This is a genomic window from Brevundimonas sp. P7753 (assembly GCF_013386595.1).
GTDB lineage: Bacteria > Pseudomonadota > Alphaproteobacteria > Caulobacterales > Caulobacteraceae > Brevundimonas > Brevundimonas bullata.
This window is the reverse complement of the sequence record NZ_JACARP010000028.1, coordinates 15167-42117: the sequence shown is the minus strand read 5'-3', so window position 1 is coordinate 42117 and position 26951 is coordinate 15167. Positions and strand designations below refer to the sequence as shown.

Annotated in this window: 17 protein-coding genes; 7 read left to right on the top strand and 10 right to left on the bottom strand. The window is 66.5% G+C overall.

Translation table 11 applies throughout. The features are described from left to right. Nucleotides 1-584, bottom strand: a 584-nt coding sequence (locus HX774_RS06805) for a ferredoxin--NADP reductase (RefSeq protein ID WP_255500174.1), incomplete at its 3' end; no start/stop codon positions are given. Nucleotides 585-977: 393 nt separating this feature from the next. Between HX774_RS06805 and HX774_RS06800 the strand changes: the two genes are divergently transcribed. From HX774_RS06800 to HX774_RS06785, 4 genes are read left to right on the top strand one after another with little or no spacing between them, the layout of a single operon-like run. Further along, complete coding sequence (locus tag HX774_RS06800; RefSeq protein WP_255500171.1) at nt 978-3227, top strand: S9 family peptidase; 2250 nt, start codon at nt 978-980, stop codon at nt 3225-3227. Continuing rightward, the gene (locus HX774_RS06795; protein WP_218650302.1) at nt 3161-4744 is read left to right on the top strand and encodes an amidase; all 1584 of its coding nucleotides are present in this window, start codon (nt 3161-3163) and stop codon (nt 4742-4744) included. Before HX774_RS06800 ends, HX774_RS06795 begins: the two co-directional genes overlap by 67 nt. Nucleotides 4745-4777: 33 nt before the next feature. Next, entirely contained in the window at nt 4778-5251 is a 474-nt protein-coding gene (locus tag HX774_RS06790) for a low affinity iron permease family protein (protein ID WP_178825378.1), read from the top strand. Beyond that, nucleotides 5248-5517 (top strand): SemiSWEET family sugar transporter, encoded by a 270-nt coding sequence (locus HX774_RS06785; protein WP_114817457.1) that lies wholly within the window; start codon nt 5248-5250, stop codon nt 5515-5517. Before HX774_RS06790 ends, HX774_RS06785 begins: the two co-directional genes overlap by 4 nt. Here HX774_RS06785 and HX774_RS06780 read toward each other — a convergent pair. Further along, entirely contained in the window at nt 5501-6952 is a 1452-nt protein-coding gene (locus tag HX774_RS06780) for an amidohydrolase (RefSeq protein ID WP_178825376.1), read from the bottom strand. The genes HX774_RS06785 and HX774_RS06780 overlap by 17 nt on opposite strands. Before the next feature lie 80 nt (nt 6953-7032). Continuing rightward, nucleotides 7033-10068: a TonB-dependent siderophore receptor gene (locus HX774_RS06775; protein WP_255500170.1), complete on the bottom strand. Its 3036-nt coding sequence runs from the start codon at nt 10066-10068 to the stop codon at nt 7033-7035. Nucleotides 10069-10468: 400 nt separating this feature from the next. On the opposite strand from HX774_RS06775, the gene ggt reads away from it, so the two are divergent. Then, a complete protein-coding gene (gene ggt, locus HX774_RS06770) occupies nt 10469-12211 on the top strand; it encodes a gamma-glutamyltransferase (RefSeq protein ID WP_178825372.1) in 1743 nt (580 codons plus the stop codon). Nucleotides 12212-12228: 17 nt separating this feature from the next. Here ggt and HX774_RS06765 read toward each other — a convergent pair whose 3' ends face one another. From HX774_RS06765 to HX774_RS06740, 6 genes are all read right to left on the bottom strand, one after another. Next, complete coding sequence (locus tag HX774_RS06765) at nt 12229-13350, bottom strand: P1 family peptidase (protein WP_178825370.1); 1122 nt, start codon at nt 13348-13350, stop codon at nt 12229-12231. Then, nucleotides 13347-14963 (bottom strand): dipeptide ABC transporter ATP-binding protein, encoded by a 1617-nt coding sequence (locus tag HX774_RS06760; protein WP_178825368.1) that lies wholly within the window; start codon nt 14961-14963, stop codon nt 13347-13349. The genes HX774_RS06765 and HX774_RS06760 overlap by 4 nt, the downstream gene beginning before the upstream one ends. Beyond that, on the bottom strand, nt 14960-15823 hold the full coding sequence (locus HX774_RS06755; protein ID WP_178825366.1) for an ABC transporter permease: 864 nt from the start codon (nt 15821-15823) through the stop codon (nt 14960-14962). Before HX774_RS06755 ends, HX774_RS06760 begins: the two co-directional genes overlap by 4 nt. Further along, on the bottom strand, nt 15820-18414 hold the full coding sequence (locus HX774_RS06750) for an ABC transporter substrate-binding protein (protein WP_370523362.1): 2595 nt from the start codon (nt 18412-18414) through the stop codon (nt 15820-15822). The genes HX774_RS06755 and HX774_RS06750 overlap by 4 nt, the downstream gene beginning before the upstream one ends. A gap of 96 nt (nt 18415-18510) precedes the next feature. Next, on the bottom strand, nt 18511-20721 hold the full coding sequence (locus HX774_RS06745) for a TonB-dependent receptor (RefSeq protein WP_178825364.1): 2211 nt from the start codon (nt 20719-20721) through the stop codon (nt 18511-18513). 274 nt (nt 20722-20995) lie between these two features. Next, complete coding sequence (locus HX774_RS06740) at nt 20996-23755, bottom strand: TonB-dependent siderophore receptor (RefSeq protein WP_178825362.1); 2760 nt, start codon at nt 23753-23755, stop codon at nt 20996-20998. A 138-nt stretch (nt 23756-23893) separates the two neighbouring features. On the opposite strand from HX774_RS06740, the gene HX774_RS06735 reads away from it, so the two are divergent. After that, on the top strand, nt 23894-24895 hold the full coding sequence (locus HX774_RS06735) for a cyanophycinase (protein ID WP_178825360.1): 1002 nt from the start codon (nt 23894-23896) through the stop codon (nt 24893-24895). A gap of 267 nt (nt 24896-25162) precedes the next feature. Beyond that, nucleotides 25163-26353 carry a site-specific integrase gene (locus HX774_RS06730; RefSeq protein ID WP_178825358.1) on the top strand — a complete coding sequence of 397 codons (1191 nt, stop codon included), beginning with the start codon at nt 25163-25165 and terminating at the stop codon, nt 26351-26353. A gap of 143 nt (nt 26354-26496) precedes the next feature. Here HX774_RS06730 and HX774_RS06725 read toward each other — a convergent pair whose 3' ends face one another. Continuing rightward, nucleotides 26497-26901 carry a MerR family transcriptional regulator gene (locus HX774_RS06725; RefSeq protein WP_178825356.1) on the bottom strand — a complete coding sequence of 135 codons (405 nt, stop codon included), beginning with the start codon at nt 26899-26901 and terminating at the stop codon, nt 26497-26499. Between the last annotated feature and the right edge of the window lie 50 nt (nt 26902-26951).

The window sequence follows — 26951 nt, the reverse complement described above, 5'->3', positions numbered from 1 at the left end:
GTCACGGTCGGATAATAGGTCAGCTGAGCCCTGGCCTCGTCGCCGATCAGGGGATCGTCGTGGATTTCATGGGTGAAGAAGTCGCGATAGGCTAGGTCGGCGACATTGCGCACCGTGTGGCAGACGATGACCTGCTTGAAACGTGAATAGGTCTCGGGATCACGCGCCACCGACAGCCAGGGCGCCAGGCCGGTGCCCGTGCCGATCAGCCACAGACGTTCGCCGCCGGTCAGGGCGTCCAGCACCAGGGTCCCGGTCGGCTTCTTGCCCATCAGGACGCGGTCGCCGGGCTGGATCTTCTGCAGGCGCGAGGTCAGCGGGCCGTCGGCCACCTTGATCGAGAAGAACTCCAGCTCCTCGGCCCAGAAGGGCGAGGCGATGGAATAGGCGCGCAGGACCGGCTTACCGCCGTCTTCGCCCGGCAGGCCGATCATGACGAACTCGCCCGAGCGGAAGCGGAAATCCTCGGGCCGTTTCAGGGCGAAGCTGAACAGCTGGTCGGTCCAGTGGCGGACCCACAGGACCTCGAGGTCGTGGAACGGGCTGGCCTTGACGGGCGGCGCGGCGGGGGAGGCGTCAGACATGGCGACTACCTAGGCGGTCGCGAGCGATTGCGAAAGGCTCGCGGGCGTCGCAGTCGCCATTGCACCCTGCGGCGAAAAAAAACAGTCCAAATGGTGCAATGGCTCGGGGCGGTTGGAGGAGGGGCGCGGAACCTGAAGCGGCGGCGGGCGCGGGCGGTGATGTCAAAGAACGCACGCAGGATAGGCTGGACGCGGACCAAGGCGAGCAAATGACGCGGTAGGGATAGGGAAGTCGTTTCAGATCAGATGGATAGGGCGTCGAGTTAGGATGGCTGACCGCTTTCGACCATCGGAATTTGCTGCGGCGCGGCGCCGTAAAAAGGAATGACGGCGGAAGATTTCGCCTCTAGCTTCGCCGTCATGCGCACATTCCTTCTTGCTTCGACGATCCTGATGGCTGCGACCTCGGCCTTCGCCCAATCCAGCCCGCAGACCGCGTCGCCCCCGGCGGCGACCGCGCCGGCGTCCTCGATCCTGACGGTAGAGCGGGTCTTCGCCAATCCGTCCCTGTCGGGGCCGGTGGCCAAGGGCGTCAGCCTGTCGCCGGACGGCGAGCTGCTGGCCTTCCTGCGTTCGCGCGAGGACGACGTCGACGTGCTGGACCTGTGGGCCGCCCCGGTTGCGGGCGGCGAGCCGTTCAAGCTGATCGACGCGCGGGCCCTGGTCCCCGACGCGGGCGAACTGTCCGAGGCCGAGAAGGCGCGGCGCGAGCGGATGCGGATCTCGGCGCGCGGCGTGGTGGAATATTCGTGGGACGAGCAGGGCCGCTACATCCTGGCCCCGCTGGAAGGCGACATCTTCCTGGCCAACCGCGCCGACAGCAGCGTGCGCCGCCTGACCGAGACCGCCGCCGACGAAATCGACGCCAAGGTCTCGCCCAAGGGTTCATTCGTCAGCTTCGTGCGGGATCAGGATCTGGTCGTGCTGGACCTGGCCTCGGGCGCTGAACAGGCGATCACGAACGACGGCGACGGCCTGATCACCTGGGCCACGGCCGAGTTCATCGCCCAGGAAGAGCTGGATCGCGACACCGGCTACTGGTGGAGCCCGGATGAGCGCTTCATCGCCCTGCAACGCACGGACGAAAGCACCGTCGACATCATTCCGCGCCTGGACATCACCGGCGGCGGCGCCTCGGTGATCGAGCAGCGCTATCCGCGCGCCGGGCGTCCCAACGCCGTGGTCGAGCTCTATGTCCAGGACGTGCAGGCCGGTAAACGGGTCAAGGTCGACTTGGGCGCCAACGCCGACATCTATCTGGCCCGCGTCAACTGGGCCAAGGACGGGCGGACTCTGTACGTCCAGCGCCTGTCGCGCGACCAGAAGACGCTGGAGCTGCTGAGCGTCGATCCGACCACGGGCGCCAGCCGCGTCATCGCCACCCAACGCTCCGACGCCTGGGTGCCGCTGAGCCACAGCTTCAAGGCGCTGGAGGACGGCAACTTCATCTGGTCGTCGGAAGAGAGCGGCTGGAACCACCTCTATCTCTATAATCGCGACGGTCGCCGACTGCGCGCGATCACGCAGGGGAACTATCCGGTCAAGTCGCTGGCGGGCGTCAATCCGACGACGGGCGAGGTCTTCTTCACCGCCTCCATGCGCGACGGCAAGGAATACCCGATCGAGCAGCAGCTGTTCCGCGCCAGCTACAAGCGGACGGGCACGCCGACCGAGGTCACGCCGCGCGGCGGCTGGTGGAGTGCTTCGGTCAACGACACGGGCACGGCCTATGTCGGCAACTATACCGACGTGAACACCCCGCCGCAGTCAGCGCTGTACAGCATCGACGGCACGCGCGTGCGTTGGATCGAGGAAAACAAGCTGCAACCCGGCCACCCCTTCTGGCCCTATGCCGAGCGCCAGCAGAAGCCCACCTTCGGCACGCTGCAAAGCCACGGCGAGACGCTGATGTGGCAGATGACCACGCCGCCGGACTTTGACCCGACCAAGACCTATCCGGTCGTCATGCAGGTCTATGGCGGCCCCTCCGGCGGCGGCGTGAAGAACGGCTGGCAGGGGGCGACCAACCAGTTGCTGACCGAGGCCGGCTACATCGTCTTCCGCCTGGACAACCGGGGCGAGGGCGACCGTTCGGCGGCCTTCAAGCAGGCCCTCTATCTGAAGATGGGGCAGCCGGAGATCGAGGATCAGGTCATCGCCGCCGACTATCTGCGGTCGCTGCCCTACGTCGATGACAGCCGCATCGCCATGATGGGCTGGTCCTACGGCGGCTTCATGAGCTTGATGGCCCTGACCGAGCCCAGGATGGGTCTGGCCTCTGCCCTGGCCGGCGCACCGCCGACCGAGTGGAGCCTCTACGACACGGCCTATACCGAGCGTTACATGTCGACGCCGCAGGCGAATGTGGAAGGCTATGCCGCGTCGGACGTGCTGGGCCGTCTCGACAACCTGACCGGACGTCTGCTGCTGCTGCACGGCATGGCCGACGACAACGTCATCTTCGAGAACACCACGCGGGTGCTGGACGGTCTTCAGGCCAAGAGCATCCCGTTCGAGACCATGCTCTATCCCGGACAGCGCCACGGCGTGCGTGGCAACGAGAGGCAGCTTCACCTATGGCGCACCTACCTCGACTTCCTCGACCGCACCATTGGTACGCGGGCGCCCGAAAAGGCGGACTGATCGCCGCCGCCGTCAGCGCCCTGGCGCTGACGGCGTGCGCTGGGGTCAAGAATGATCCGGCTGTCGCGGGAGTCGGATACGTACCTCCCACGGCGGCGAAGATCGTCGACGACATGGCCATCTACGGACCGGGCCACCCAGCTTGGGCGCTGCGGGTCGACCAGGGGGCGGGCGAGGGTGTCGCTCCCAATGCCCTGGTGGTGCTGGTGTCGGACATCCGCTGGTCGAAAGGCGAGGGCGAGGGTTATCTGGACGGCCTTCCCATCCTGCTGAAAGACAACATCGAGACCCGCGACATGCCGACGACGGCGGGTTCGCTGGCCCTGGCCGCCAATGCGCCGGGTCGTGATGCGCCTCTGGTGGCGAGGCTGCGCGACGCCGGCGCGATCATCCTCGGCAAGACCAATCTGTCGGAGTGGGCCAATATCCGCGCGTCGGATTCCATCAGCGGCTGGAGCGCGGTCGGGGGTCAGACCCGCAACCCCTACGCCCCCGAACGGACGCCCTGCGGGTCGTCCTCGGGCAGCGCGACGGCCGTGGCCATCGGCCTGGCGCCCGTCGCCATAGGCACCGAGACGGACGGGGCGATCACCTGTCCCGCCGCAGTCAACGGCGTGGTCGGGTTCAAGCCGACCGTGGGTCTGGTCAGCCGCACCCACATCGTCCCGATCAGCCATTCGCAGGACACCGCCGGCCCCATCGCCACGACGGTCGAGGACGCCGCCATCGTCCTGACCGTCATCGCGGGCAGCGATCCCGCCGACCCCGCCACGCTTGAGGCGGACGCGCGCAAGGTCGACTATCGCGCGGCGCTGGATGCGAACAGCCTGCGCGGCGCCCGGATCGGCGTCATGCGCTTCCTGCTGCCCTCCTATTCCGCTGAGACGCGGGCCGATTTCGAGCGGGCTCTGGCCGCCCTGCGCGCCGCCGGGGCCGAGGTGGTGGAGATCGAGCAAGGGCCAGCCGATCTGCCGGCCATCGGCGGGTGGGAGCTGACCGTTCTGCTGACCGAGCTGAAGCACGACCTGAACGCCTATCTGGCCTCGACCGACCCGACGCAGGTGAAAACGCGGACCCTCGCCGACGTCATCGCCTTCAACGCCGCTGAGCCGCGCGAACTGGTGCTGTTCGGGCAGGACCTGTTCGAGCGGGCCCAGGCGACCGGGGGGCTGAGCGATCCCGCCTATGTCGAGGCGCGGGCGAAATCGCTGAAGGCGGCGGGACCGGACGGGATCGACCGGATGATGGCCGAACATGGCGTGGTCGCCCTGATCGCGCCCACAACCTCGCGCGCCTGGACCAATGATCCCAAGGACGAGGATGAGATGCAGGGGTCGGCCAGCCGACTGTCGGCGGTGGCGGGCTATCCGCACCTGACCGTGCCGATGGGCTTTGATCGCGGCATGCCGGTGGGTCTCAGCTTCATCGGCGGGAAATGGGACGACGCCCGCATTCTGTCGCTGGGCCATGCCTATGAGCGGGCGACGCGCGAACGCCGACCGCCGCCTCTGCCCTGAGCAACCTCGGCCATTCAGACGGGTTAAACGGTCATGGAAAAACTGTTCAACCGTTTCGCCAGTGCGACCGCCAAGATCACCGGGCGGCCGTGGACCTTCATCGCTTGTCTGCTTCTGGTCCTGGTGTGGGCGGGGACGGGGCCGCTATTCGGGTTCAGCGAGACCTGGCAGCTGGTGATCAACACCAGCACCACCATCATCACCTTCCTGATGGTCTTCCTGATCCAGAGCACCCAGAACCGAGACGCGGCGGCCATGCACGCCAAGATGGACGAGCTGATCTATGCAGTCAGGAAAGCAGACGCCCGCTTCATCGGCATTGAGCATCTGACCGACAAGGAACTGGCCGTCATCCTGAACGAGGTGGAGCAGCGGGCGCTGGCCATCCATGCGGGCAAGCCGGCGCGGGCGATCACCGGCAAGCCCGCCGCGCGCGCCGAAGAGATAGAGGCCGAGCAGCCGCCGAAAGCTCGGGCGAAACGTTCCGTGTCAAAGGCGGGAGCATGAGCGATCTGATCGCCAACGTCGTCGGCACGGCGGCGGCGCTATGTTCCATCACTAGTTTCGCGCCGCAGATGATCAAGATCTGGAAGACGCGGGACGCCTCCAGCGTGTCGCTGAAGACCTATTCCCTGACCGTGACCTGCTTCGTCCTGTGGACGGCCTATGGTGTGATGATCGACGCCTGGCCGGTCGCCGTGGCCAACGCCTGTGCGCTGGTCATGGCGACCGGGGTGCTGCTGATGAAGTGGCGGTTCAGTCGCGGTAGTTGAGCGCCGGGGCGCGGTCGCCCAGCAGGGCCTCGTACTGGAAGTCGGGGCCGCGACGACGGTCGAACTCGGCCTTGGCGGTGGCGATGGTGTCGGGGCTCTGGAACAGTTCGGCGGTGGTCAGGGCCAGGGTCTTGGCGGCCAGATGCGCGCCCTTCAGGCCGATGGTCGAACCGGCGGCCACGACGTTCTGCCAGGAGTGGCCCGCCGAGCCGGGGACGAAGGTGGCGGTGGACAGGCCGACCGTCGGCGCGACCCACGACACGTCCGAGACGTCGGTCGAGCCGCCGAAGTCGCCGCCGATCACCGCCGGTTCGATCGTGCCGACGCTGGCCAGGTCGGGCTTGGTCGGCAGGGTCTTCTGGATTTCGGTCGCCAGGGCGATTTCCTCGGGCGTCCAGGTGATGCCGCCGACATGGCGCAGGTTGCGGTCCATGACGGTCATCAGGGCTTCGTTCGGCAGCATGGAATAGACGCCGCCGATGGCCTCGAACTCGACGCGGGTGCCGGTGCCCAGCGCCGCGCCTTCAGCCGCCTTTTTCACCCGCTCCAGCACGTCGCGGACGATCTGCGGGTCGTTGTGGCGGACGTAGTAGTAGCTCTCGGCATAGGCGGGGACGACGTTGGGCGCCTTGCCCCCGTCGGTGATGGCGTAGTGAATGCGGGTGCGGTCGGGCACGTGCTCGCGCATCAGGTTGACCATGGCGTTCATGGCCTCGACGCCGTCCAGCGCCGAGCGGCCCTTTTCAGGCGCGGCGGCGGCGTGGGACGAGACGCCGTAGAAGCGGAACTTGCCAGAGACGTTGGACATGGTGTCGCCCTGGCGGGCGCTGTTGACGTTGCCGGGGTGCCAGTGAACCGCCACGTCGACGTCGTTGAACAGGCCGTCGCGGACCATATAGACCTTGCCCGAGCCGCCTTCTTCGGCGGGCGTGCCATAGACGCGCAGTTCGCCCTTGATGTTGTTGGCGACCATCCAGTCCTTGACCGCGATGGCCGCGTGGACCGAGGCCGCGCCGAACAGGTTGTGGCCGCAGCCGTGGCCCGCGTGTCCGCCGGCCGATTCCTGGACCGGGTTCAGGGTCTGCGACAGGCCGGGCAGGGCGTCATATTCGGCCAGGACCGCGATGACCGGGCCGTCGCCGTTCTTGAAGCTGGCCAGGAAGGCGGTGGGTTCGTTGGCGATGCCCGGCGTGACGGTGAAGCCGGCCTCGGTCAGCTGGCCCTGCAATAGGGTGGAGCTCTGCGTCTCCTGATAGCCTAGCTCCGCGAACTTCCAGATTTCGAGCGCGGCGTGATCGAGCGCGGGCTGGTTGCGTTCGACCGTGCCGGTGATCTGGGCGCGAGCCTGAGGCGACAGCTCGGCGGCGACGACCGGGGCGCTCAGCGTGGTCAGGGCGGCGGCGAGCATGAGGGCGCGCATCGAGACGGGTTTCATCGGGAACTCCACAACAGACGTCGAAACAGAAAAGGGCGGAAGACGATCGCTCGCCTTCCGCCCGATAGGATCAAGACCGACTAGAAGGTCTTGCGGATGCTGGCGTACCAGTAGCGACCATAGGGCTGATAGACGGCGCCGACATAGCCGCCGCTGGCCAGCGGGGGCTGCTCATCGGTGATGTTGCGGACGCCGACGCGGACAGCCGTGTCGGCCAGAGCCTCGCTGAACCTGGCGCCGTCGAAGACGTACTCGGCATAGAGGTTGGCGGTGATGGTCGAGTCGACCGTCCAGTAGTCGCCGGCCGAGTTGGTCAGGCTGTCGTCATAGAGTGACGAGATGTACTGGGTGAAGGCTCCGACCGTCCAAGCATCCTTGCGCCATGTGGCCGACAGCGACCATTTCCATTCGGGACGGCCAAAGTCGGCGATCATGTCGCCGAAGGAGCCCGACAGGAAGACGGCTTCGTCCAGCTCGCCCGAGGCTTGTGCGTCGGCCAGCATCTGCGTGTCCGGCGCCATGTCCAGGGAATACTTGATCAGGTGCGAGACGTTCAGGTTGACGTTGAAGTCACCGTACTCGTCGCCGCGCAGGCGCCACATCAGGCCCAGGTCCAGACCTTCAACCGTTTGCGGCTGTTGGTTGGTGTAGGCGTCCTTGATGTAAAGAATCTCACCAGCAGCCGCGAGGCCCGAGTCTGCGAAGATGGCGTTGTCGGCTGCGGTCGGATCGGCGCGGACAACATTCGGATTGAACGAGCCGTTTTTGCGCAGCAGGTAGTCCAGCGTCACAGCATTTTGACCGCGGAACAGGCCAACCATGCCCTCTTGCTTCACCTGCCACCAGTCGGCGGTGAAGGTGAAGTCACCCAGGTTTGAGGGGATGAAGCGCGGCTGGACGACCAGACCCAGCGAGACGGTTTCGGACTCTTCCGGCTTCAGGTCCGGATTACCCGAGCGACGCTCCTGGGTCGATTTTCGGGCGTGGTTCTGATTGAAGTCCGGACGGAAGGCCGAGGCGACCTTGGAAGTCATCGACGCGCCGCAGGCACGCAGGGTGTTGTCGACCACAGAGCCGTTGGCGGTGGTCAGCAAGCCGCTCTGGACGCGCAGGGCTTCGCAGTAGATCCAGTCGATGCTCTGGTTCGAACGGGTGATGACCGTGGCGTTGATCTGCTCCAGGTTCGGAGCACGGAAGCCTTGGGCCCACGAGCCGCGGATGCGGAAGCCGTCAACGATGTCCCAGGCCGCAGCGAACTTGGGCTTGGCGACCGAACCGAAGTCCGAATACTCCTCGAAGCGGCCAGCGATCTGGACTTCGAGGTTGTGGACCAGCGGCACGCCCATTTCCGGCGATACCAGCGGTGCGGCGATTTCGGCAAAGGCCGAGAAGACGTCACGTTCGCCGTAGGTGTCCGGATTTTCCGACTGGTTGATCAGGTCAGACGAAACAACACCGGCCAGATTGGTGTATCGGATCGTGCCGTCGATGCGGCTGTCGCGGTCGTCCAGCTGGGTTTCGGTGCGGACCTCGATACCGGCGGCGACGCCGACAGGGCCGGCCGGCAGTTGATAGATATCCGGACGCGAGATCTTGAAGTCCCACAGGCCCAGTTCGGTCTTGGTGCGACGAACCATGTCCACGCGAATGGCGTCCAGAGCGGCCTGGTTCGACGGGATATCGTCACCCACGGTCGGGTTGGTCAGCGAGCCGCCGTTGAAGAAGTTGTAGGCGTCCGGGGTCGACTTGGCGGCCCATTCCTGCAGCTTGGTGGCTGAGATGTTGTCCGACACGTCCTTGGCGGTCGCTTCCGACCACATCAACGCCGATTCCCAGTTCCAGCCCTTCCAGTCGCCGCGCAGACCGCCCAGAACGCGGAACTGCCGGTTGGTGACAGCGACGCTGATCGGACCCATGTCCGAGAAGCGGTAGCCGGTCAGGGTCAGGTTCTGGGCGCCGTCCAGCGGGTTATAATAGCTAGTGCCCGGGATGATGAAGCTGACGCCCGAGGCTGTGCTGATCGGCTCTTGCCAGGCTTGCGATTTGGCTTGGTAGCCGCCCAGTTCACCGAAAGCTTCGATCGCGTCGTTTATCTGATACTTGCCGGTCAGGAACAGGTTGAAGCGGTCGACTTCCGGCATGACCGTCAGGCCCATGGCGGGGGTGTCGGCGTTCAGGTCCGACGGCAGGTTGGCGGTGTTGGTGACGCATAGGCCGTCGCCGATCTGCTTGAAGCAATCCTTGTGGGTGCCCGGAATGACGGTGAAGGCGGTGACGGGGGTCGAACCGATGGTCGCACCCGAGCCGCGCACTGTGAAGCGGCCCCACGGAGCCAGAGCGGAGGTGGCGTTCAGGCTGCTGTTGTTCTCGAAGCCGGTGCCGGCGAACAGGTCCGTGATATTGTTCGAGCGGGTGTATTCCTGATCCAGCGTGTTCAGCTCGTCGCGGTGGTCATAGTTGAAGAACAGCGAGACGTTGCCGCGGCCGTCCTGGATGTCCTTGCCGCCGTAGACCGAGACATTCATTTCGCGCATGCCGGTGCCTTCGGCGCCGCCGTACTGGGTCGAGACGGTCCAGTCGGTCATGTCGTCGCGCAGGACGGTGTTGACCACGCCGGCCACGGCGTCGGCGCCATAGATGGCGGCGGCGCCGTCACGCAGCACTTCCATGCGCTTGAGGCCCGACACCGGAATGGCGTTGGTGTTGTAGGTCAGCACCGGAACCAGGTGTTCGTTGGCCTGCGAGGTCGGATGGCCGACGACGCGACGACCGTTCAGCAGCACCAGGGTGTTGCCGATGCCGAGGCTGCGCAGATTGACCGAGCCGGTGTCGCCACGGGCCGAGTTCGAGGTCCCCGGCAGGTAGGAGGAGTTAAACGTCACGTCGCCCATTTGCGGGATCGAGCGGAACAGATCGTCGCCCGAGGTCGGGGCGGCGGCCATGATCTCTTCTTCACCGATGACGGTGACGGGCAGGGCGGCGGTCACCTTGGCGCCGCGAATCTGGGAGCCGACGACGACGATTTCATCGATCTGAGTGGCTTCTTCCTGCGGGACGTCCTGCGCGGCGGCGGCGGCGGCGGTGGCCAGGCTGAACAGGGCCGTGGTGGCCAGCATGGCCGTCTTAAGGCGTCGGTGTGTAGCGAACGTCGCTCGCATTGTACTGGTAATCCCCGAGATGAAATCGGACCCCCCCTAGGGTCCGCCGGCCAATGGCCGAAGTTGGAACACGCGACCGTTCCATCGCCAGGCGAGGAGTTCTTTTGACCGACTATTGGTCTTGAGGCCGCAGATTTGACTAGAAGCGGTCACATTGTCGGCGTCAATCAAAGAGCGCAAAAATATTGCCGTTATTTGAGTTCGGGTAGGCGAAACTTACATTTTATAGCCTTGAAGTGTCGTTTTGTGGAATGCTAACGCTTCCGCTTCATGCGCTGCGCTGATGTTTTGGGCGCGCACGGCTTGGCCGGAGGGGCGGAAGGTGGCGCTCCGGGGTTTTTAGTATGACGGGGTGGCGATGCGTTCTCACTTGTTGAAGTCCATGGCGGTCGCCTCGGCGGCGCTGCTTCTCGGCTTGCCGGCTCTCGCCCAGCAGGCGGCGGTCCCGACCCGCCCCGCGGTCGGCAGCGGCGGGGACATCGTCAGCTACGGCCAGATTCACAGCCCTACGGTGGGACGCGGCGGCATGGTGGTGAGCCAGAGCGCCGTGGCGACGCAGGTCGGCGTCGACATCCTGAAACAGGGCGGCAACGCCGTGGACGCCGCCGTGGCCGTGGCCTTCGCCGAAGCTGTGACCCTGCCGCGCGCGGGCAATATCGGCGGCGGCGGCTACATGATCGTCCACATGGCGGCGACGGCGGATCGCCCGGCCCAGGACATCGCCATCAACTATTACGGCACGGCCCCGCGCGCGACGACGCCGGACCTGCTGCTGGACGACAACGGCAAGTTCGACCGCCGGGCGCCGTCCGGCTTCCGCAACGTCTCGGTGCCGGGCACGGTTGCGGGCATGTGGGAGGCGCACAAGCGTTTCGGCGCCCTGAGCTGGGCTCAGGTCGTGGCCCCTTCGGTCAAGCTGGCCGAGGACGGCGTCATCCTCTCGGACGGCGAGGCGGACGCCACGGCGGGTCGCGCCACGGTCCTGGCCAACGATCCAGGCGCCCGCGAAGCCTATCTGAAGCCCGACGGCACCCCCTATCGCGCGGGCGAACGGTTCAAGCAGCCCCAGCTGGCCTGGAGCCTGCGTCAGGTGCAGCAGGGCGGCGCCGACGCCTTCTATCGTGGCGAACTGGCCCAGAAGATCGTCGAGGGCGTGCGCGCCGGCGGCGGGATCATGGACGCGCAGGACCTGGCTGATTATCGCGCCGATGTGACCGCCCCGATCTGGTCCACCTATCGCGATCACCGCATCGCCTACATGCCGCCGACCGCTTCGGGCGTCAGCGTCGCCGAGGGGCTGAACCTGCTGGAGCACTTCCCCATGCGCGAGCTGCGCTGGGGCAGCGTCGATAGCCTGCACCTGATCTCGGAGGCGATGAAGATCGTCTCGTCGGACCGTCGTCTGATCGGCGGCGCGCCGCAGTGGACGACGCCCGCGCAGGGCTTGGCCAGCAAGGAATTCGCCGCCGAACGGGTCAAGCTGATTGCAATGGATCGCTCGCTGGCCGCCGCCGACATCCCGGAGGGCAACCCCTATCCGTACGAGAGCCAGGACACGACCCACTATTCGGTGGCCGACGCCCACGGCAATGCGGTGTCGAACACCTATACCCTGTCCAACTCCTACGGCGCCCACGTGGCCCCGGTGGGGACGGGCATTCTGCTGAACAACTCGCTCGACAACTTCTCGTGGGGCAGAAACGGCGAGCCGAACTCGCCGGCGCCGGGCAAGCGTCTGGGTTCGACCATCACGCCGATGATCGTGTTTGACGACGACAAGCCCTGGATTGTCACCGGCACGCCCGGCGGCGGCTACATCATCGCCACCATGGTCCAGCTGATCTCCAACGTCATCGACCACCAGCTGAACATCGCCGAGGCGGCCATGCGTCCGCGCCTGAATCAGGGCGGCGGCGACAGCCCGCTGGAACTGGAAGGCGGCTTCTCGCCCGACGTCGAACGCCTGCTGCGCGAGCGCGGCCACACGGTCCGCCCGTCCATGACCATGGGCAGCACCCAGTCCATCATGATCGAGGGCGACCGCTTCCTCGGGGCGGCGGACACGCGTCGGCCTGACGCCCTGGCGCTGGGCGTCCGCTAAAGCCCTCTGGCGGGAGCTTACAGCTCCCGCCAGGTCTGGCCGGTCTGACCTTCGTAGTTGGCGGCGTGATAGACGCCGCGCGCGATGGCGCGGGCCAGGACGTCGGCGGCGACATTGCCCAGTTGGGCGACGGCGATCTGGCGCATGGCGGGGTCGTCGATGACCTTCTTGCCGGTGGACAGGCAGAACAGGGTGTCGCCGTCGTAAGGAGCGTGGGCCGGGCGGATGGCGCGGGCCAGCCCGTCCTGGGCCATGATGGCGAGGCGCTGGCATTCGACCCGGGTCAGTGCGACGTCGGTGGCGATACAGGCCAGGGTGGTGTTTTCACGCGGTTGGGGGCGGAACTTGGCCGGGCCCCAGTCTTCGGCCGAGGCGTGCAGGCCCGATGAGCCCAGACCGCCGAACTCGTCGCCGATCTCATAGGGGGCAGCCCAGAAGCTCTTGCCGCCGGGCGCCACGACCGAGCCGACGCTGTTGACCGCCACGATGGCGCCGACCGTCCAGCCCGAGGCCATGACGGCTGAAGCCGAACCGATCCCGCCCTTCAGCGCGCCCGCCGAGGCGCCGTAGCCTGCGCCGGCCGTGCCCAGGTCGAAGCGATCGCCGGCCGCCTCCAGCGCCGCGACGGCGAGGCCGCGATAGGGCGGGTCCATCTCCCACTTCTTGTTTCCGCCGTTGGCGAGGTCATAGAGGCAGGCAGCTGGCACGATGGGCGAAGGCGGCACGCCCGGCGCGCCCCCCATGCCGTAGCCGCGCCCGCGCATTCCCATCCAGGCGGCGACGCCGTCGCCCGCGGCCAGGCCGTAAACCGAGCCGCCGGACAGGACGATGGCGTCCACCTCCTGCACCAGGTTTTCGGGCTTCAGCACGTCGGTCTCGCGACCGGCGGGACCGCCGCCGCGCACGTCCACGGCGGCGACCGCAGGTTTCTCGGCCAGGATGACCGTGACGCCGGTGCGGACGCCCGCGTCATGGGCCTGACCGATCTTGATGCCCTCGACATCGGTGATCAGGTTCAGCGGCCCGGTGCGGCCGGCAGCTCGGGCGGCGGTGCGGGCCGCGGGCTGGGCGCTGGCGGCGCCCGCTGCTGAGGCGGCGGCGCCGATCAGGGCCGAGCCGAGTACGGTTCTGCGGTTCATCCGGCGATTTCCTTTTCCAGAGCGCTATTGCGGACCAGATCCGGCGTCGCCGCCAGAAGTTTCTGCGTATATGGATGCGATGGGGCTGCGAAGAGGGCCGCCGTGTCGCCCTGTTCCACAATCCGCCCGGACTGCATGACCAAGACCCGGTCCGTCACGGCGCGCACCACGGAAAGGTCGTGGCTCACAAACAGGTAGGACAGGCCCAGGCGGTTCGACAGATCGGCCAGCAGGTCGAGAATCTGCGCCCGGATCGAGACGTCCAGCGCCGAAACAGGTTCGTCCAGACAGAGGATCGAAGGTTCGGTGATCAGGGCGCGGGCGATGGCGATGCGTTGGCGCTGACCGCCCGAGAACTCGTGCGGATATCGGTCTGCGGCACTGCTTTTCAGGCCGACGCGCTCCAGCATTTCATCGACACGACGGCGCGTCTCAGTTGGGCTGGGGCGGGCGTCCAGCAGATGGAAGTTCTCGGCCACCAGGTCGCTGACCTTCCAGCGCGGGTCGAAGCTGCCGTAAGGGTCCTGGAACACCACCTGAATGTCGCGGCGGATGGATTTCAGCGCGGCGTCGCGGGCGGCGGTGAGGTCGCGGCCCTTGACCCGAACGCCGCCGCCTTGCGGCGTTTCGAGCGCCAGGATGGCGCGCAGCAGGGTGGACTTGCCGCAGCCGCTCTCGCCGACCAGGCCGATGCTCTCGCCCGGCTGGATCGACAGGCTGACCTGATCGACCGCCCGGAAGGGAACCGCCTTGCCGAACAGGGGGCGGGGGCGCGGGTATTCGCGCACCAGGCCCTCGACCTGAAGCACTGGCGCGGCGTCCAAATCCGGTTGACGGGTGCGCCTGGGAATGTGGGTCGCATGGGCCAGCAGACGCTGCGAATAGGGATGGCTCAGGCCGCTGCGGATGCGGGCGGCGGGCGCCTGTTCGACCAGTTCGCCGTCCTTCATCACCGCCACGCGGTCGGCGGTGTCGGCCACGACAGCCAGGTCGTGCGCGATGAGGATCAGCCCCATGCCGTCCTCGCGCGCCAGACGTTTCAGCAGGTCGAGAATCTGCGCCTGGGCGATGACGTCAAGCGCCGAGGTGGCCTCGTCCGCGATCAGCAGCTTGGGCGTCAGGGCGATGGCGATGGCGATAGCCACGCGCTGCCTCTGACCGCCCGACAGTTCGTGCGGGAAGCGGCCCAGCGGGAAGCGCTCGGCGGGCAGGCCGACACGGTCCAGAACGGCGCGGGCGACGGCCAGGGCCTGCTTGCGGGAGAAGCCCTTGTGCAGGCGCACCGTCTCGGCGACCTGATCGCCAATGGTCATGACGGGGTTCAGGGCCGTCATCGGCTCCTGAAAGATGACGCCGACGTCGCGGCCCCGCACCTGACACAGGGCGGCGTCGGAGGCGTTCGAGATCAACCGACCATTCAGACGAATCTCGCCGCTGATCGTGGCGCGTGGCGGCGTCAGGCCGAGGATCGCCAGGGCGGTCATGGATTTGCCCGAGCCGCTTTCGCCGACCAGGCCGAGGATCTCGCCGGGGGCGACGGACAGGCTGACGGCCTTGAGGATCGGCGTCGAACCGATCGACAGGCTCAGGTCGCGAATGTCGAGGACGCTCACGCCCGACGCTCCTGAACGCGCGGGTCGAGCCGGTCGCGCAGGCCGTCGCCGGTCAGGCTGAGGCCCAGCACGGTCACGAAGATGGCCAGACCCGGCATGACAGCCAGCCAGGGGGCGAAGCCGATCATGGTCTGGGCCTCGGCCAGCATCCGGCCCCAGCTGGGCATGGGCGGCTGGGCGCCGAGCCCGACATAGGACAGCCCGGCCTCGGCCACGATGCCGACGGCGAACTGAATCGCCGCCTGCACGACCAGAAGGCTCATCAGATTGGGCAGGATGTGCTGGATCGAGATCAGGGCTTTCGACTTGCCCGCCGTCCGCGCCGCCAGCACGTACTCGCGGGTCCACAGGCCCATGGCCGCGCCGCGCGCCACGCGTGTGAAGACGGGAATATTGAACAGACCGATGGCGAGGATGGCGTTGATCGCGCCGGGGCCGAAGACGGCGGTGATCATCACCGCCAGCAGCAGGGCCGGGAATGCGAAGATCAGGTCGTTGCCGCGCATCACCAGGTCGTCGACCCAGCCGCCGCGCGCCGCCGCCGTGAGACCCAGAGGCACGCCGATCCCGGCGCCGATGCCGACCGCGACCAGAGCCACGGCCAGCGAGTTCTGCGCCCCGACCATGATCATCGACAGGACGTCGCGGCCGAAATGGTCGGTGCCGAACGGGTGGATGACGGAGGGGGCCGTCAGCTTGGCGGCCATATTCTGCGCCTCGACGTCATAGGGCGTCCAGACGAAGGCGATCAGGGCGGTCGCCACCACCACGGCGGTCAACACGCCGCCGACCATCAGGGACAGCGGCCAGCGGGAGCGCGGCTTGGCGGCCAAGGCGACAGGAGCAGGGGCGTCGGTCATGCGCGGCGTCCCCTCAGGCGCGGATCAGCGAACATATAGGCCAGGTTGATCAGGAAGCTGACCAGAACCACGGCGAAGACCAGCACCACCACCACGCTCTGCACCACGATCAGGTCACGCTGGGTGATGGCCTGGAAGACCAGTCGGCCCAGACCGGGCAGGGAGAAGACGTTCTCGATGATGATGCCGCCCGCCAGCAGGAAGGGGAACTGAAGGCCGAGGATGGTCAGCACCGGGATCCAGGCGTTTCTGAGGGCATGCCGCCACAAGGCCTGATTGACCGACAGACCCTTGGCGCGGGCGGTGCGGACATAGTCCTCGTTCATCGTGTCGAGCAGGGCGGTGCGCAGGACGCGCGCGAGGATGGCGGCTTGAGGCGCAGCCAGCGCCACAGCGGGCAGGATCAGGGCCTTGAAGGCGGGCCAGAAGCCCTGATCCCAGCCGGGGAAGCCGCCCGCTGAGAACCAGCCCAGGTTTACCGAAAACAGCAGGATCAACAGCATGGCGATCCAGAAGTTCGGCAGGGCGACGCCCACCTGGGTCAGGCCGATCAGGCCGGTGTCGACGGCGGTTCCCCTGCGGCTGGCGGCCATGACGCCGATGGGCAGGGCGACGGCCAGCGACAGGACGGTGGCCATCAGGGCGAGGGGGGCGGACACGGCCAGACGTTCGGCGATCAGACTGCCGACCGGCACCTGATAGGTGTAGCTGCTCCCGAACTGGCCGCTCAGCAGGTCGCCCAGCCAGGCGAGGTAGCGTTCAATGCCGGAGCCCTCCAGCCCCATCTGCTGACGCAGGGCGGCGACGGACTCTGGGCTGGCGTTCAGCCCCATCATGTAGCTGGCCGGATCGCCCGGCACGACCTGCAGCAGCAGGAAGATGACGACCGTGGCCGCCGCCAGCGTCAGGGCGTGGCCGCTTAGCTTGCGCAGCAGCCAACTGACGCCGAAGCGCCAGCCGACGAAGGCCAGCAGGGCTGCGCCCGCGATCAGCGACATCCAGCCCCACGGCAGGCCGCCGCCGGTGCGCTCGGCGGCCGTCGCCCCCGCCGCGCCCGAGCCGGTGAAATAGGCCCCTGACACGTCGTTGGCGGCGATGGGGCCGTTGATCCACAGACCGTTCAGGTCCGCCTTCCACACGCCGATGCGCGAGGACTGGAACAGGAAGCCGTTGACGGCGTCGTCGCTGATGCGGCGTTGCAGATCGCCCAGCAGCCGGTTGCGCGTCGCCTCGTCCGGGGCGGCGTTCACCTGGGCCAGCAGGGCGTCAAAGGCGGGGCTGTCGTAGCCGAAGTAGTAGTCCTTGCGGCCATAGATGTCGTAATCCATCGGCTCGACGTGCTCGACGATGGTCAGGTCGAACTGGCGGCGCTTGAACACCTGATCCAGCCACTGGGCCCATTCCAGGTTCTCGATCTTCACGCGGATTCCCGCCTGAGCCAGTTGCGAGGCCAGCACCTCGCCGCTGCGTCGGGCGTAGGGTCGCGGCGGCAGACGCAGGGTCACGTCGATGCCGTTGGGATAGCCCGCCTCAGCCAGCAGTTGACGCGCCTTGGCCGGATCATGGGGATAGAGGCCGGTCAGGTCGACATAGCCTGGCGCCTGACGTGAATAGTGGCTGCCGATGGGCTGGCCGAAGCCGAACATGGCCCCCTGGATCAGGGCGTTGCGGTCGATGGCGTAGGACAGGGCGCGGCGCACCCGCACGTCGTTGAGCGGCGCCTTGGTGTTGTTGATCCCCAGGATGACCTTGCCCTCGGAGGCGCCGACCACGACGCGGAAGCGTGGGTCGCGCTGGAACTGGGCCACGTTTTCAGGCGCGGGATAGTTGGGGAAGGCGTCCACATCGCCGGCGCTGACGGCGGCGAAGGCGGCGGTCGGGTCGCTGATGAAGCGGAAGACGACAGTGTTCAGGCGGGGCGCGGGACCCCAGTAGCCGGACCAGCGAGTCAGGGTCAGCTGGCTGCCGCGTTGCCAGCTCTGCAGTTTGAACGGGCCGGTGCCGACCGGCGTGACGGCGTTGGTGGCCGCGCTGCTCGGCGAAACCATCACCGCGTCGCCCCAGGCCAGGACATAGGGCAGGGTCGCCATCGGGCGGGACAGGCGGATGCGCAGGGTCGCCGGATCGACGACCTCGACGTTCCGGATCGGCGCAAACAGGGCCTTCTGGGCGTTGGTCGAACCCTCGGCGGTGATGCGGTCCAGCGAGAACTTGGCGGTCGAGGCGTCGAACGGCGCGCCGTCCTGGAAGGTCACGCCACGTCGCAGGTGGAAGGTCCAGCTCAGCCCGTCGGGCGCGGCTTCCCATGACTCGGCGAGCGCCGGGGCCACGACCCCCGTCTGCGTCAGCTTGGTCAGGCCCTCGAAGACATTGGCGTATACCACCTCGTCCACCGCCGCCGCCGCCCCCGAGGTCGGGTCGAGGTTCGGCGGCTCCAGCGGCAGGCCCAGAACCAGGCGGTCGCGGGCGGGCTGAGCATGGGCGGCGGTCGCCACCGCCAGCGGCGCCAGGAAGGTCAGGACGACCAGCAGCACCGCAGCCAGCCGAGCGCGCAGCCGGTCTCGTGCCAGACGCCAGTCACCTGAGTTCACGCGGTCTCGCCTTTCGTTGGCCTATCGGCATCCCCCATATCGCATCTGCATCGGGCCGTGCGTCACAAAACGCCCCAAGGCCGGCCGGACAAGCCCTCAGTATTGCAGGCTCAGGCGGGCGCCGATGGTGCGTGGGCGGCCCGGCTGGGCGATGCTGGCGTTGGTAAAGAAGTTGCGCGTCAGATCGTAGTCCTGATCGAATAGGTTGCGCGCCCAGAAGGTGACGGACCAGTTGGCGTCCTCGGGCCCGACCGTCACGCTGGCGTTGGCCAGCCAATAGGCCTCGACGTCGTACTTGGCGCCGAGCCAGGAGGGATATTCGTCGCGGTAGGCGTAGTTGGTCTCGGCCGTGACGGCGAAGCCGCTGACGCTCCAGTCGTAAGAGATGGACCCGCCATAGCTCAGGGCAGGGAAGGGGATTTCGTCGCCGGACTTGTCGATGAGGACGGTGGTGCGGGTCTGCTGACAGGCGGGAATGTCGAGATCGATGAAGTCGGTGTACTCGCCCTGCTTGTAGCTGACGTTCTGGGAAATCCGCAGACCGGCGGTCGGGCGGAAGACGCCCTCCAGCTCGGCGCCGTAGATCTTGGAATCGGCGTTGGTGAAGCGACCGACGGGGCCGTTGGCGCCGCAGACCGCCGACAGCACCTGCTGGCCGTTGTAATCGTAGTAATAGGCGGCGCCGTTGACCTGCACCGCGCGCGACGGATCGGCCTTGAAGCCGACTTCATAGGCCCACAGGATTTCCGGGTCGAAGGGTTCGATGCCGCTGCGGTCGCCGGTGTTGTAGGTGGTGAAACCGCCCGACTTGGCCCCTCGGCTGACCGAGCCGTAGATCAGCAGGTTGTCGGACGGCTTGAACTCCAGCGCGGCCTTGCCGGTCAGGGGCGTCATCCTGGTGTCGACGCTGGTCGGGGGCAGGGCGGTGGCGCCGCCGAAGGCCGAGCCGAAGCCTTCCAATTTGCGTGTCTCCTCCTCGTAACGCAGACCGAGAATGGCCTTCCAGCGCTCAGCGAAGGCGTATTCCGCCTGGCCGAACAGGCTCCAGGACTCGACCTTCTGATCATAGGCGACCTGGGCGTAGGTGCCGTAGATGTCGATGAAGTCCGACGAGTAGCGCTCGTTCAGCTCCTGCCTGGAATAGTAGAATCCGGCCACCCAGGTCAGGGCGTTGTCGTTGTCGGAGGCCAGCCGCAGCTCCTGCGAGATCACGTCCACGTCGCTGCCGAAAAAGGTGTCGGCCTCGACCGAGGCGCTGGCGTCCCAGTCGCCGTATTCACGGCGTTTGAGGGTCTCGAAGCTGCTGATGCTGCTCAGGCTGAGGCCGTTGAGCGCCAGATTGGCGTTCAACGACGTGCCCCATGACGCGTTGTCGCGGCCTGGCTTGGCGTTCACATCGCGGCCGATCTCGGCGGCGAAGCGCGGCGACAGGCCCCAGCCGGTCTTGGAGCGGTCCTTGTCGGCGGGAATCACGACCCCATTGCTGACCCCGTCGCCGTCGCCGTCGCGCGTCAGGAAATCGCTGATCAGATACAGGCCCTGGTTCTCGGACTTGTCGATGCCGCCGTGGACGTCGAGCAGGAAGGAGAGGCGGTCGCTAGGCGTCCAGTCGATCAGGGCGCGGGCGCCGCTGCGGTCGGCGTCGCCCAGGCTCTCGCCGGTGTCGCGGTGGCGCTGCCAGGCGCCGCCCTGTTCGGTCGAAACCGCCAGACGACCGCGTACGGTCGCGGCGAGGGGGCCGGAGACATGGCCCTCGGCGCGAAACTGATCCTGGCTGCCCCATTCTGTCATCAGACCGGCGGACAGGTCCTCGGTCGGGCGTTTGGTGACGAGGCTGATGGCCCCGCCGGTGGTGTTGCGGCCGTAGAGGGTGCCTTGCGGCCCGCGCAGGACCTCGACCCGGTCGATGTCGAAGATCAGACCCTGGGTCATGACCGGGACCGGATAGGCGACCTCGTTCACATAGACGCCGACGGTGGGCGAGTTGTTCGAGGCGTAGTCCTGGAAGCCGACGCCGCGCAGGCGGAACTGGGCCGCGCCGCCGCCGAAGGCCGGCTCGACCTCAAGGTTGGGCGTGGCGTTCTGAAGCTGATTGACGTTGGTGACGCCCTGTTGCGTCAGGCTCTCGCCGCTGAGGACGCTGAGGGCGATGCCGACGTCCTGGGCCGCCTGTTCGCGCCTCTGGGCGGTGATGATGACCTCGTCGATCGTCGTGGCCCGTTCAGGCGACGCCTGCTGGGCCATGGCGGTGGTGGAACACAGGGCCGCGAGCGCGCCCACGGATACGCTGACCAAAAGACGATTCATCGCCCCATCCCTCCCAATAAGGCTGCACGCACCATTCTGAAGGGTGCGTTGCAACTGCGAACGGGGCACGGGCTCCCGAGCGCGGGGGCTATGTATCCTCGGGCTTAGATGGGTGTGCAATGCAGCATTTGTGCTGAAGCTCTCGGCGCATCCCTGGGTGTCATCCAATTGTCACGCAGGACGGGGCCGCAGCCGGCACAGAAGCCCGTCGGACCGACGCGGGGCAAGCTCCTCCAGCTCTACGGGCAGGGCTGGAGGAGAGGGCCAGGGTGTTCTAGAGCCCGGCGCCGCCGAACTTGTAGGTCAGCTGGAAGTAGTAGCTGCGGCCGACCGAGTCGAACCACGAGATGTCGTAGTAGGGGTAGGCGCTGTAGGTCGGGTCCTTGACCGGGCCCTCGTCGAACAGGTTGTTGACCGTCATCGACAGGCGCACGTGGTCCGTCAGGTCGTATTGGGCCGAGGCGTTGAACATCCAGCTGTCGCTGATGTAGGCGTCCTCGTCATAGTTCGGCAGTTTGCCGAGATACTGGCCCTGGATCGTCGCCGTCAGCTTGTCCAGCGCCCAGCTGACGCTGGCCGTGCCCTTGTCGCGCGGGATGTAGTAGCCGCTGTCGAAGGCCAGCTTGTCGATGCTCGGATCGCCCGGATACTGCTGGAAGGTGTGGTCGTCGACATAGGTGTAGGCCAGCGAGACGTTGAACTCGCCGATGCGCTCGGTCGGCACGCGCAGACGCGCCGCGACATCGAAGCCCGAGGTGGTTTCCTGGGCGATGTTGATCGGGTTGGTGAAGACGCCGATCAGGCTGCCGGCCAGGGGGCCGGTCGTCTGGCGCTCGACGCGGGCGATGGCGTCGACGCAGGTAGGCGAGGCCGGATCGGCGCCGCCCAGGCGGCAGCTGGCCTCGTCCCGCAGGATGGTGTCGATGCTCATGTCGCGGACCTGATCGCTCAGTTCTACGCGGAAGTAGTCCAGCGACAGGCTGAGGTTGCGCGTCGCCTGCCAGACCACGCCGCCGTTGAACGACTTGCTGGTCTCGGGCTGCAGGTCGCGGTTGCCGTTGCGGTAGGCGACGATGCCTTCGTCCGAGTAGCTGCAATCGCCGATGTCCTCGTCCGGCTCCTCGGTGGCGCAGCGGAAGTAGTCAGTGCCCGAGGGGTGGGTGTTGCCGGGGCCCGAGAAGACATAGTGCAGGTCAGGGGCGCGGAAGCCTGTGCCATAGGCCGCGCGCAGCAGGACCGTGCTGATCGGGCGATACTCCAGCCCGGCGTTGTAGGTGAACTTGCCGAAGCCCTTGCCGGCGAACTCATAGTGGTCGTAGCGGCCCGCCGTGCTGAACTCCAGATTGCTGAGCAGAGGCGCGCGGACCTCGTAGCCGGCGCCCCAGTGGTCGCGATCACCCTTGCCGTCGGAATCGATCAGGCCGACGTAATAGGGGATAAGGGCCAGGGGATCGGGGTTGAGCTCATAGCCTTGGTTGCCCGCCTCGACCACGGCGGCGAAGCCCACCGGCCCCGCCGGCAACTCGAACAGGGCGCTGTTGGTGATGGAGGCTGACAGGTTGTCGGTTCGCGAGCGCGGCTCATAGACCGCATGCTGGGCGATCTGGTCGTACTCGGCGGGCGTCAGCGGCTTGTACAGACGATCCGCGTTTTCTCCGACCGAGAAGATGGCCAGACCGCTATCGGGATCGATACCCAGGGAATCCCCGAGGAAGAACTTGTTGGCCGCGCTGGCGATGATCTGGGGGAAGCGGACCTTCGAGCGGTATTCGGCGTGGTTGAAGGCCACCTCATAGGCCCATTTGTCGCCGTCGCCGAACACGCCCTTGATCCCCGGGGTGATGTTGAACGAGGTCGAACGGTTGTGGGTGAAGCCCCTGGCCAGGCCGCCCATTTCCTCAGGCGAGAACTGACGCTGCCAGCCCTCGATCAGGCCGGTGTCGGCGTTGACGAAGAGGCCGTCCTCGCTGCCGTTCTCGTCCTGATAGAGCCAGGTCTGAACGTCGCGGAACAGCTTCAGATTGCTGTGGCTGAACTGCAGGTCGAGGAAGAGCTCGGCCCGGTCGTTCAGGGTGTAGCCGATGGCCGAATAGGCGTTCACGCCCTGGCGCTCGCTCAGGATGGTGCCGTAGCCGATCGATTCGTCGCTGCCGCAGAAGTTCCCGTAGCGTGGGCGGTTGGCGTAGTAGGTGGTGCCGCCGTTGAGCGAGGACAGGGCGGCGCAGGCAGCGTCGCCCGGATCGAGGTAGTCGTCGACGTCGTCGAACCGCAGGAAGGCGCGACGGGCCGTGGTGTTGACCGGGCTGTCCTTGGTCGAATCCTGTATCTCGCGGTCATAGGCCCACAGGGGTTCCTGGTTCAGCAGCTCGACGCCGACCACGCCGTGAAAGGCGCCGCGATCCCAGCCGGTGGTGATGGTCAGGCGCTGCGACTCGCCGCCGCCGTCCTCGGTGAAGCCGGAGCGGAAGTCGAAGCGCGTGCCGTCCGCCGACTTCTTGAGCACGAAGTTGACGACCCCGGCGATGGCGTCAGACCCATAGATGGCCGAGGCGCTGCCGCTGAGGACCTCGACCCGCTCGATCAGGCCGACCGGGATGTTCGACACGTCGGTGAAGTTGCTCTGGCCCTGGAAGGGCAGGGGGAAGTCGGCGATGCGGCGGCCGTTGACCAGCACCAGGGTGTGGTTGGGGCCGAGCCCGCGCAGGTCGACCTGCTGGGCGCCGGGGGTGAAGGAGGCGCCGGACGAGGACTGCTGGCTCTGAGTCTCCCCGCCGTTCTGAGTGACCGCGCGCAGCAGGTCCGGCACGCTTTGATAGCCGTTGCGCAGGATGTCTTCGGAGGTGATCGTCGTCACCGGCGCCGGGCCCTCGGTGTCGATCTGACGCGGAATGCGCGAACCCAGGACGATGACTTCATCGACCCGTGTCGCGGCCTCTTCGGCTGACTGCGGCGACGCGGTCTGTGCCGCGGCGGACAGCGCGATGAGACTGCTGCCGGCCGTCAGAACGCCGATGATGGATTTGACGTGTTTCATGGTGATCCCCCTGTCCCTCTTTTGATCACCATGGGGCCGATTTCACTGTTTTAGAAGGGCAAAAATCACCGTTCGTATCGCGTCGATCAGCGAAATGTGCGCCTATGTCGGCGAAGATAACGGACCAGGGAATGTTTCATGCGACAGGCGATCCTAGCGCTGCTTTTCGGGCTTGCAGCGGTTGCGGGGGCGACGGCCTCCAGGGCGGCGGAAACGCCTGACGGCTACACCTATTTCTCGGTCGGCGACGTCTCGGCGCCGAGGCCGGGGGGAACGGAACCCGCCATGATGCTGATGGGCGGCGGCGACTGGGATTACGACGCCTTCCGCTGGTTCCTGGGCAAGGCCGGCAATGGCCATATCGTCATCCTGCGCGCCTCGGGCGACGGCGAGGCCGGCGAAGAGATCTATCGCGACATCGGCGGGGCGGCCTCGGTCCAGACCCTGCTGTTCGACGACCGCAAGGCGGCGCAGGACCCGCGCGTTCTGGCCATCCTGGAGCAAGCTGACGGGATCTTTCTGGCCGGGGGCGATCAGGCGAAATACGTCCGCTTCTGGAAGGACACCCCGATTGAGACGGCGCTGAACGCCCATGTCGCGCGCGGTCGCCCGATCGGCGGCACCAGCGCGGGCCTGGCTATTCTGGGCGGCGCCGGATACGGGGCGATGGACGACGGCAGCGTCGACTCCGAGGCCGCATTGAAGGACCCCATGGGCCCCGAAGTCACCATGGTGCGCGACTTCCTGGCCATGCCCTATCTGGCCCATGTGGTGACCGACACCCATTTCAGCGCCCGCGACCGCCTCGGCCGTCTGATCGCCTTCGTGGCGCAGACGCGGGCCACGGATGATCCTGCCGCCGTCGGCCTGGGCGTGGACGAAGACGGCGCTCTGTGCGTCGAAGCCGACGGGATCGGTCGTTTCCACACCGCCAGCAGCGGCTATGTCTGGCTGGTCCAACCCGAGGGCGCGCCGCAGGCCGTGCTCGGCCAACCGCTGGACTATGCCGCCGTGCGCGTCACCACGATGGGCGTCGACGGCGAGATCGACCTGAAGACCATGACCATCACGCGCCCGGCCTTTTCCGGCACGGCCTCCGTCCAGGCCGGTCGCCTGCTGGACGCGCCGACGGGGCAGTAAGCGGATACGAGAGGGCGACCTTAACAGGTCGCCTGACCGCTCGACGATGTCCCGCTGAGGGGAGGCTTCTATCTGGCAAGTAAGTGGCGGAGAGGGTGTCGGATTCCGGGCCTTTTCAGCCCTATTCACCGTTGTTCAGAGGTAGGTTGAACCCAGGTGTGGCTTGAGTTTGGTCGCTTCAGGACGTTGCATATTGTTGCACTCAAGCGCAGATTTTTTGATGGGTGAGTTGATGGGTTTTATGATGGGTTGTTGGATGGGTGGAAAATGCCCCGGAAAGCAGATGAACTAGGACCATTGGCGGTGTCGCGGCTAAGCGAACCTGGCCTGCATTTTGTTGGCGGGGTAGCGGGGCTAGCCCTGCAAGTGCTGTCAAGCGGCGGGCGAAGCTGGATCTTGCGCGCAACCATGGGCAAGCGGAGGAGAGACCTGGGTCTCGGGGGCTATCCCGATGTGACGCTGGCGCGAGCGCGAGAGGCCGCCCGCGACGCGCGGGAGCAGATCCGGCGCGGTATTGATCCAGTCGAAGCAGGTCGTGAGGCGCGCCGAGCGGTGAGAACGCCCGCCGTCGTTGCGATCTCGTTCCGCAAGGCCGCAGAGGCTTATATGGCGGCGCATGAGGCTAGCTGGAAGAATCCCAAACACAGGGCGCAGTGGGCGGCCACGCTTGAAACCTATGTCTATCCGGTGATCGGCGACCTGGGCGTGGAGGAAGTCGCTCTTCCTCATGTGATGCGAATTCTGGAGCCCATCTGGACGATCAAGACCGAGACCGCGAGCCGCCTTCGCGGGCGTGTGGAAATGGTGCTCGATTGGGCCGCGGCGCGCGAATACCGATCTGGCCCCAATCCCGCACGTTGGCGGGGGCATCTGGACAAACTCCTCGCCAAGCCATCCCGGGTCGCGAAGGTTGTTCACCACAAGGCCTTGGGCATCGACCAAATGCCTGCCTTCATGGCCAGGCTTGCTGAAGAAAAAGGGACAGGCGCGCGGGCGCTTGAGTTCACCATTCTCACCGCAGCGCGCTCGGGCGAAGTGCGGGGCGCCAGATGGTCCGAGATCGATCTTCCGGCCGCCCTGTGGGTCGTGCCGGGTGAGCGGATGAAGGCGGGGCGGCCGCATCGTGTGCCGCTTTCGTCAGGCGCGCTCGCGCTTCTCGCTGCGACGCGCCGGAATCCGGACATTGATCTGGTCTTCGCCAATATCGATGGCGAGGCGCTCTCGAACATGACCCTTGCTTCCGTGCTTCGCCGCATGAAGGTCGAGGCCGTGCCGCACGGCTTCCGGTCGACGTTCAGGGATTGGGTGTCGGAGAAGACCGCGCATCCTCAAGAAGCTGCCGAGATGGCGTTGGCGCACACAGTGAGCAGCAAGGTTGAGGCGGCCTATCGTCGTGGAGACATGATGGCGAAGCGATTTCGGCTGATGGAGGACTGGGCGGAGTTCTGCCTGGGTTAGCCCTGCGGCTAGCCTTCGCGCCTGTGTTTCCTTGTGGTTGTTCAGGTATCAATCGCAGTCGCCTGGGAACTGCCTGGACCCTGAATGAGGGGTGAGGGGGCGATGATCCACCCGGCTCCGGACGGCCTCGATGAGGGGGCGATCTAGCTTGAGCCGAGCTCTTCGATGACAGGACACCGGATTTGCCTGCCGTCGCCACAGTCGGCGACGGTCTGCCTCAACAGAGCTTGAAGCCGGAGCAGGTCGGCGATCTTGGCTTCGATGCTTACAAGGTGGTCCTGAGCCATGTCGCGCACTTCGCTGCAGGATTGGACCGTCGGCTCGCTTAGAGCGATCAGCCGCCGAATGGCGTCTATGCCGAACCCGAGTTCGCGTGATCGGCGGATGAATCTCAGTCGCTGGGCGTGTTCAGGCTCGTAACACCGATGTCCGCCGGGGGTTCGGGCCGGCGCAGGCATCAGTCCGATACGTTCATAGTAGCGCACGGTCTCCAGGTTCACCCCGGCGCTGAGCGCGAGGCGCCCGATGGTCAAATTCTGTCTCGACACGCTCTTGATCCCGTAGTGGCTACGGGTTGTAGCCTGTATCAGAAGTCAGA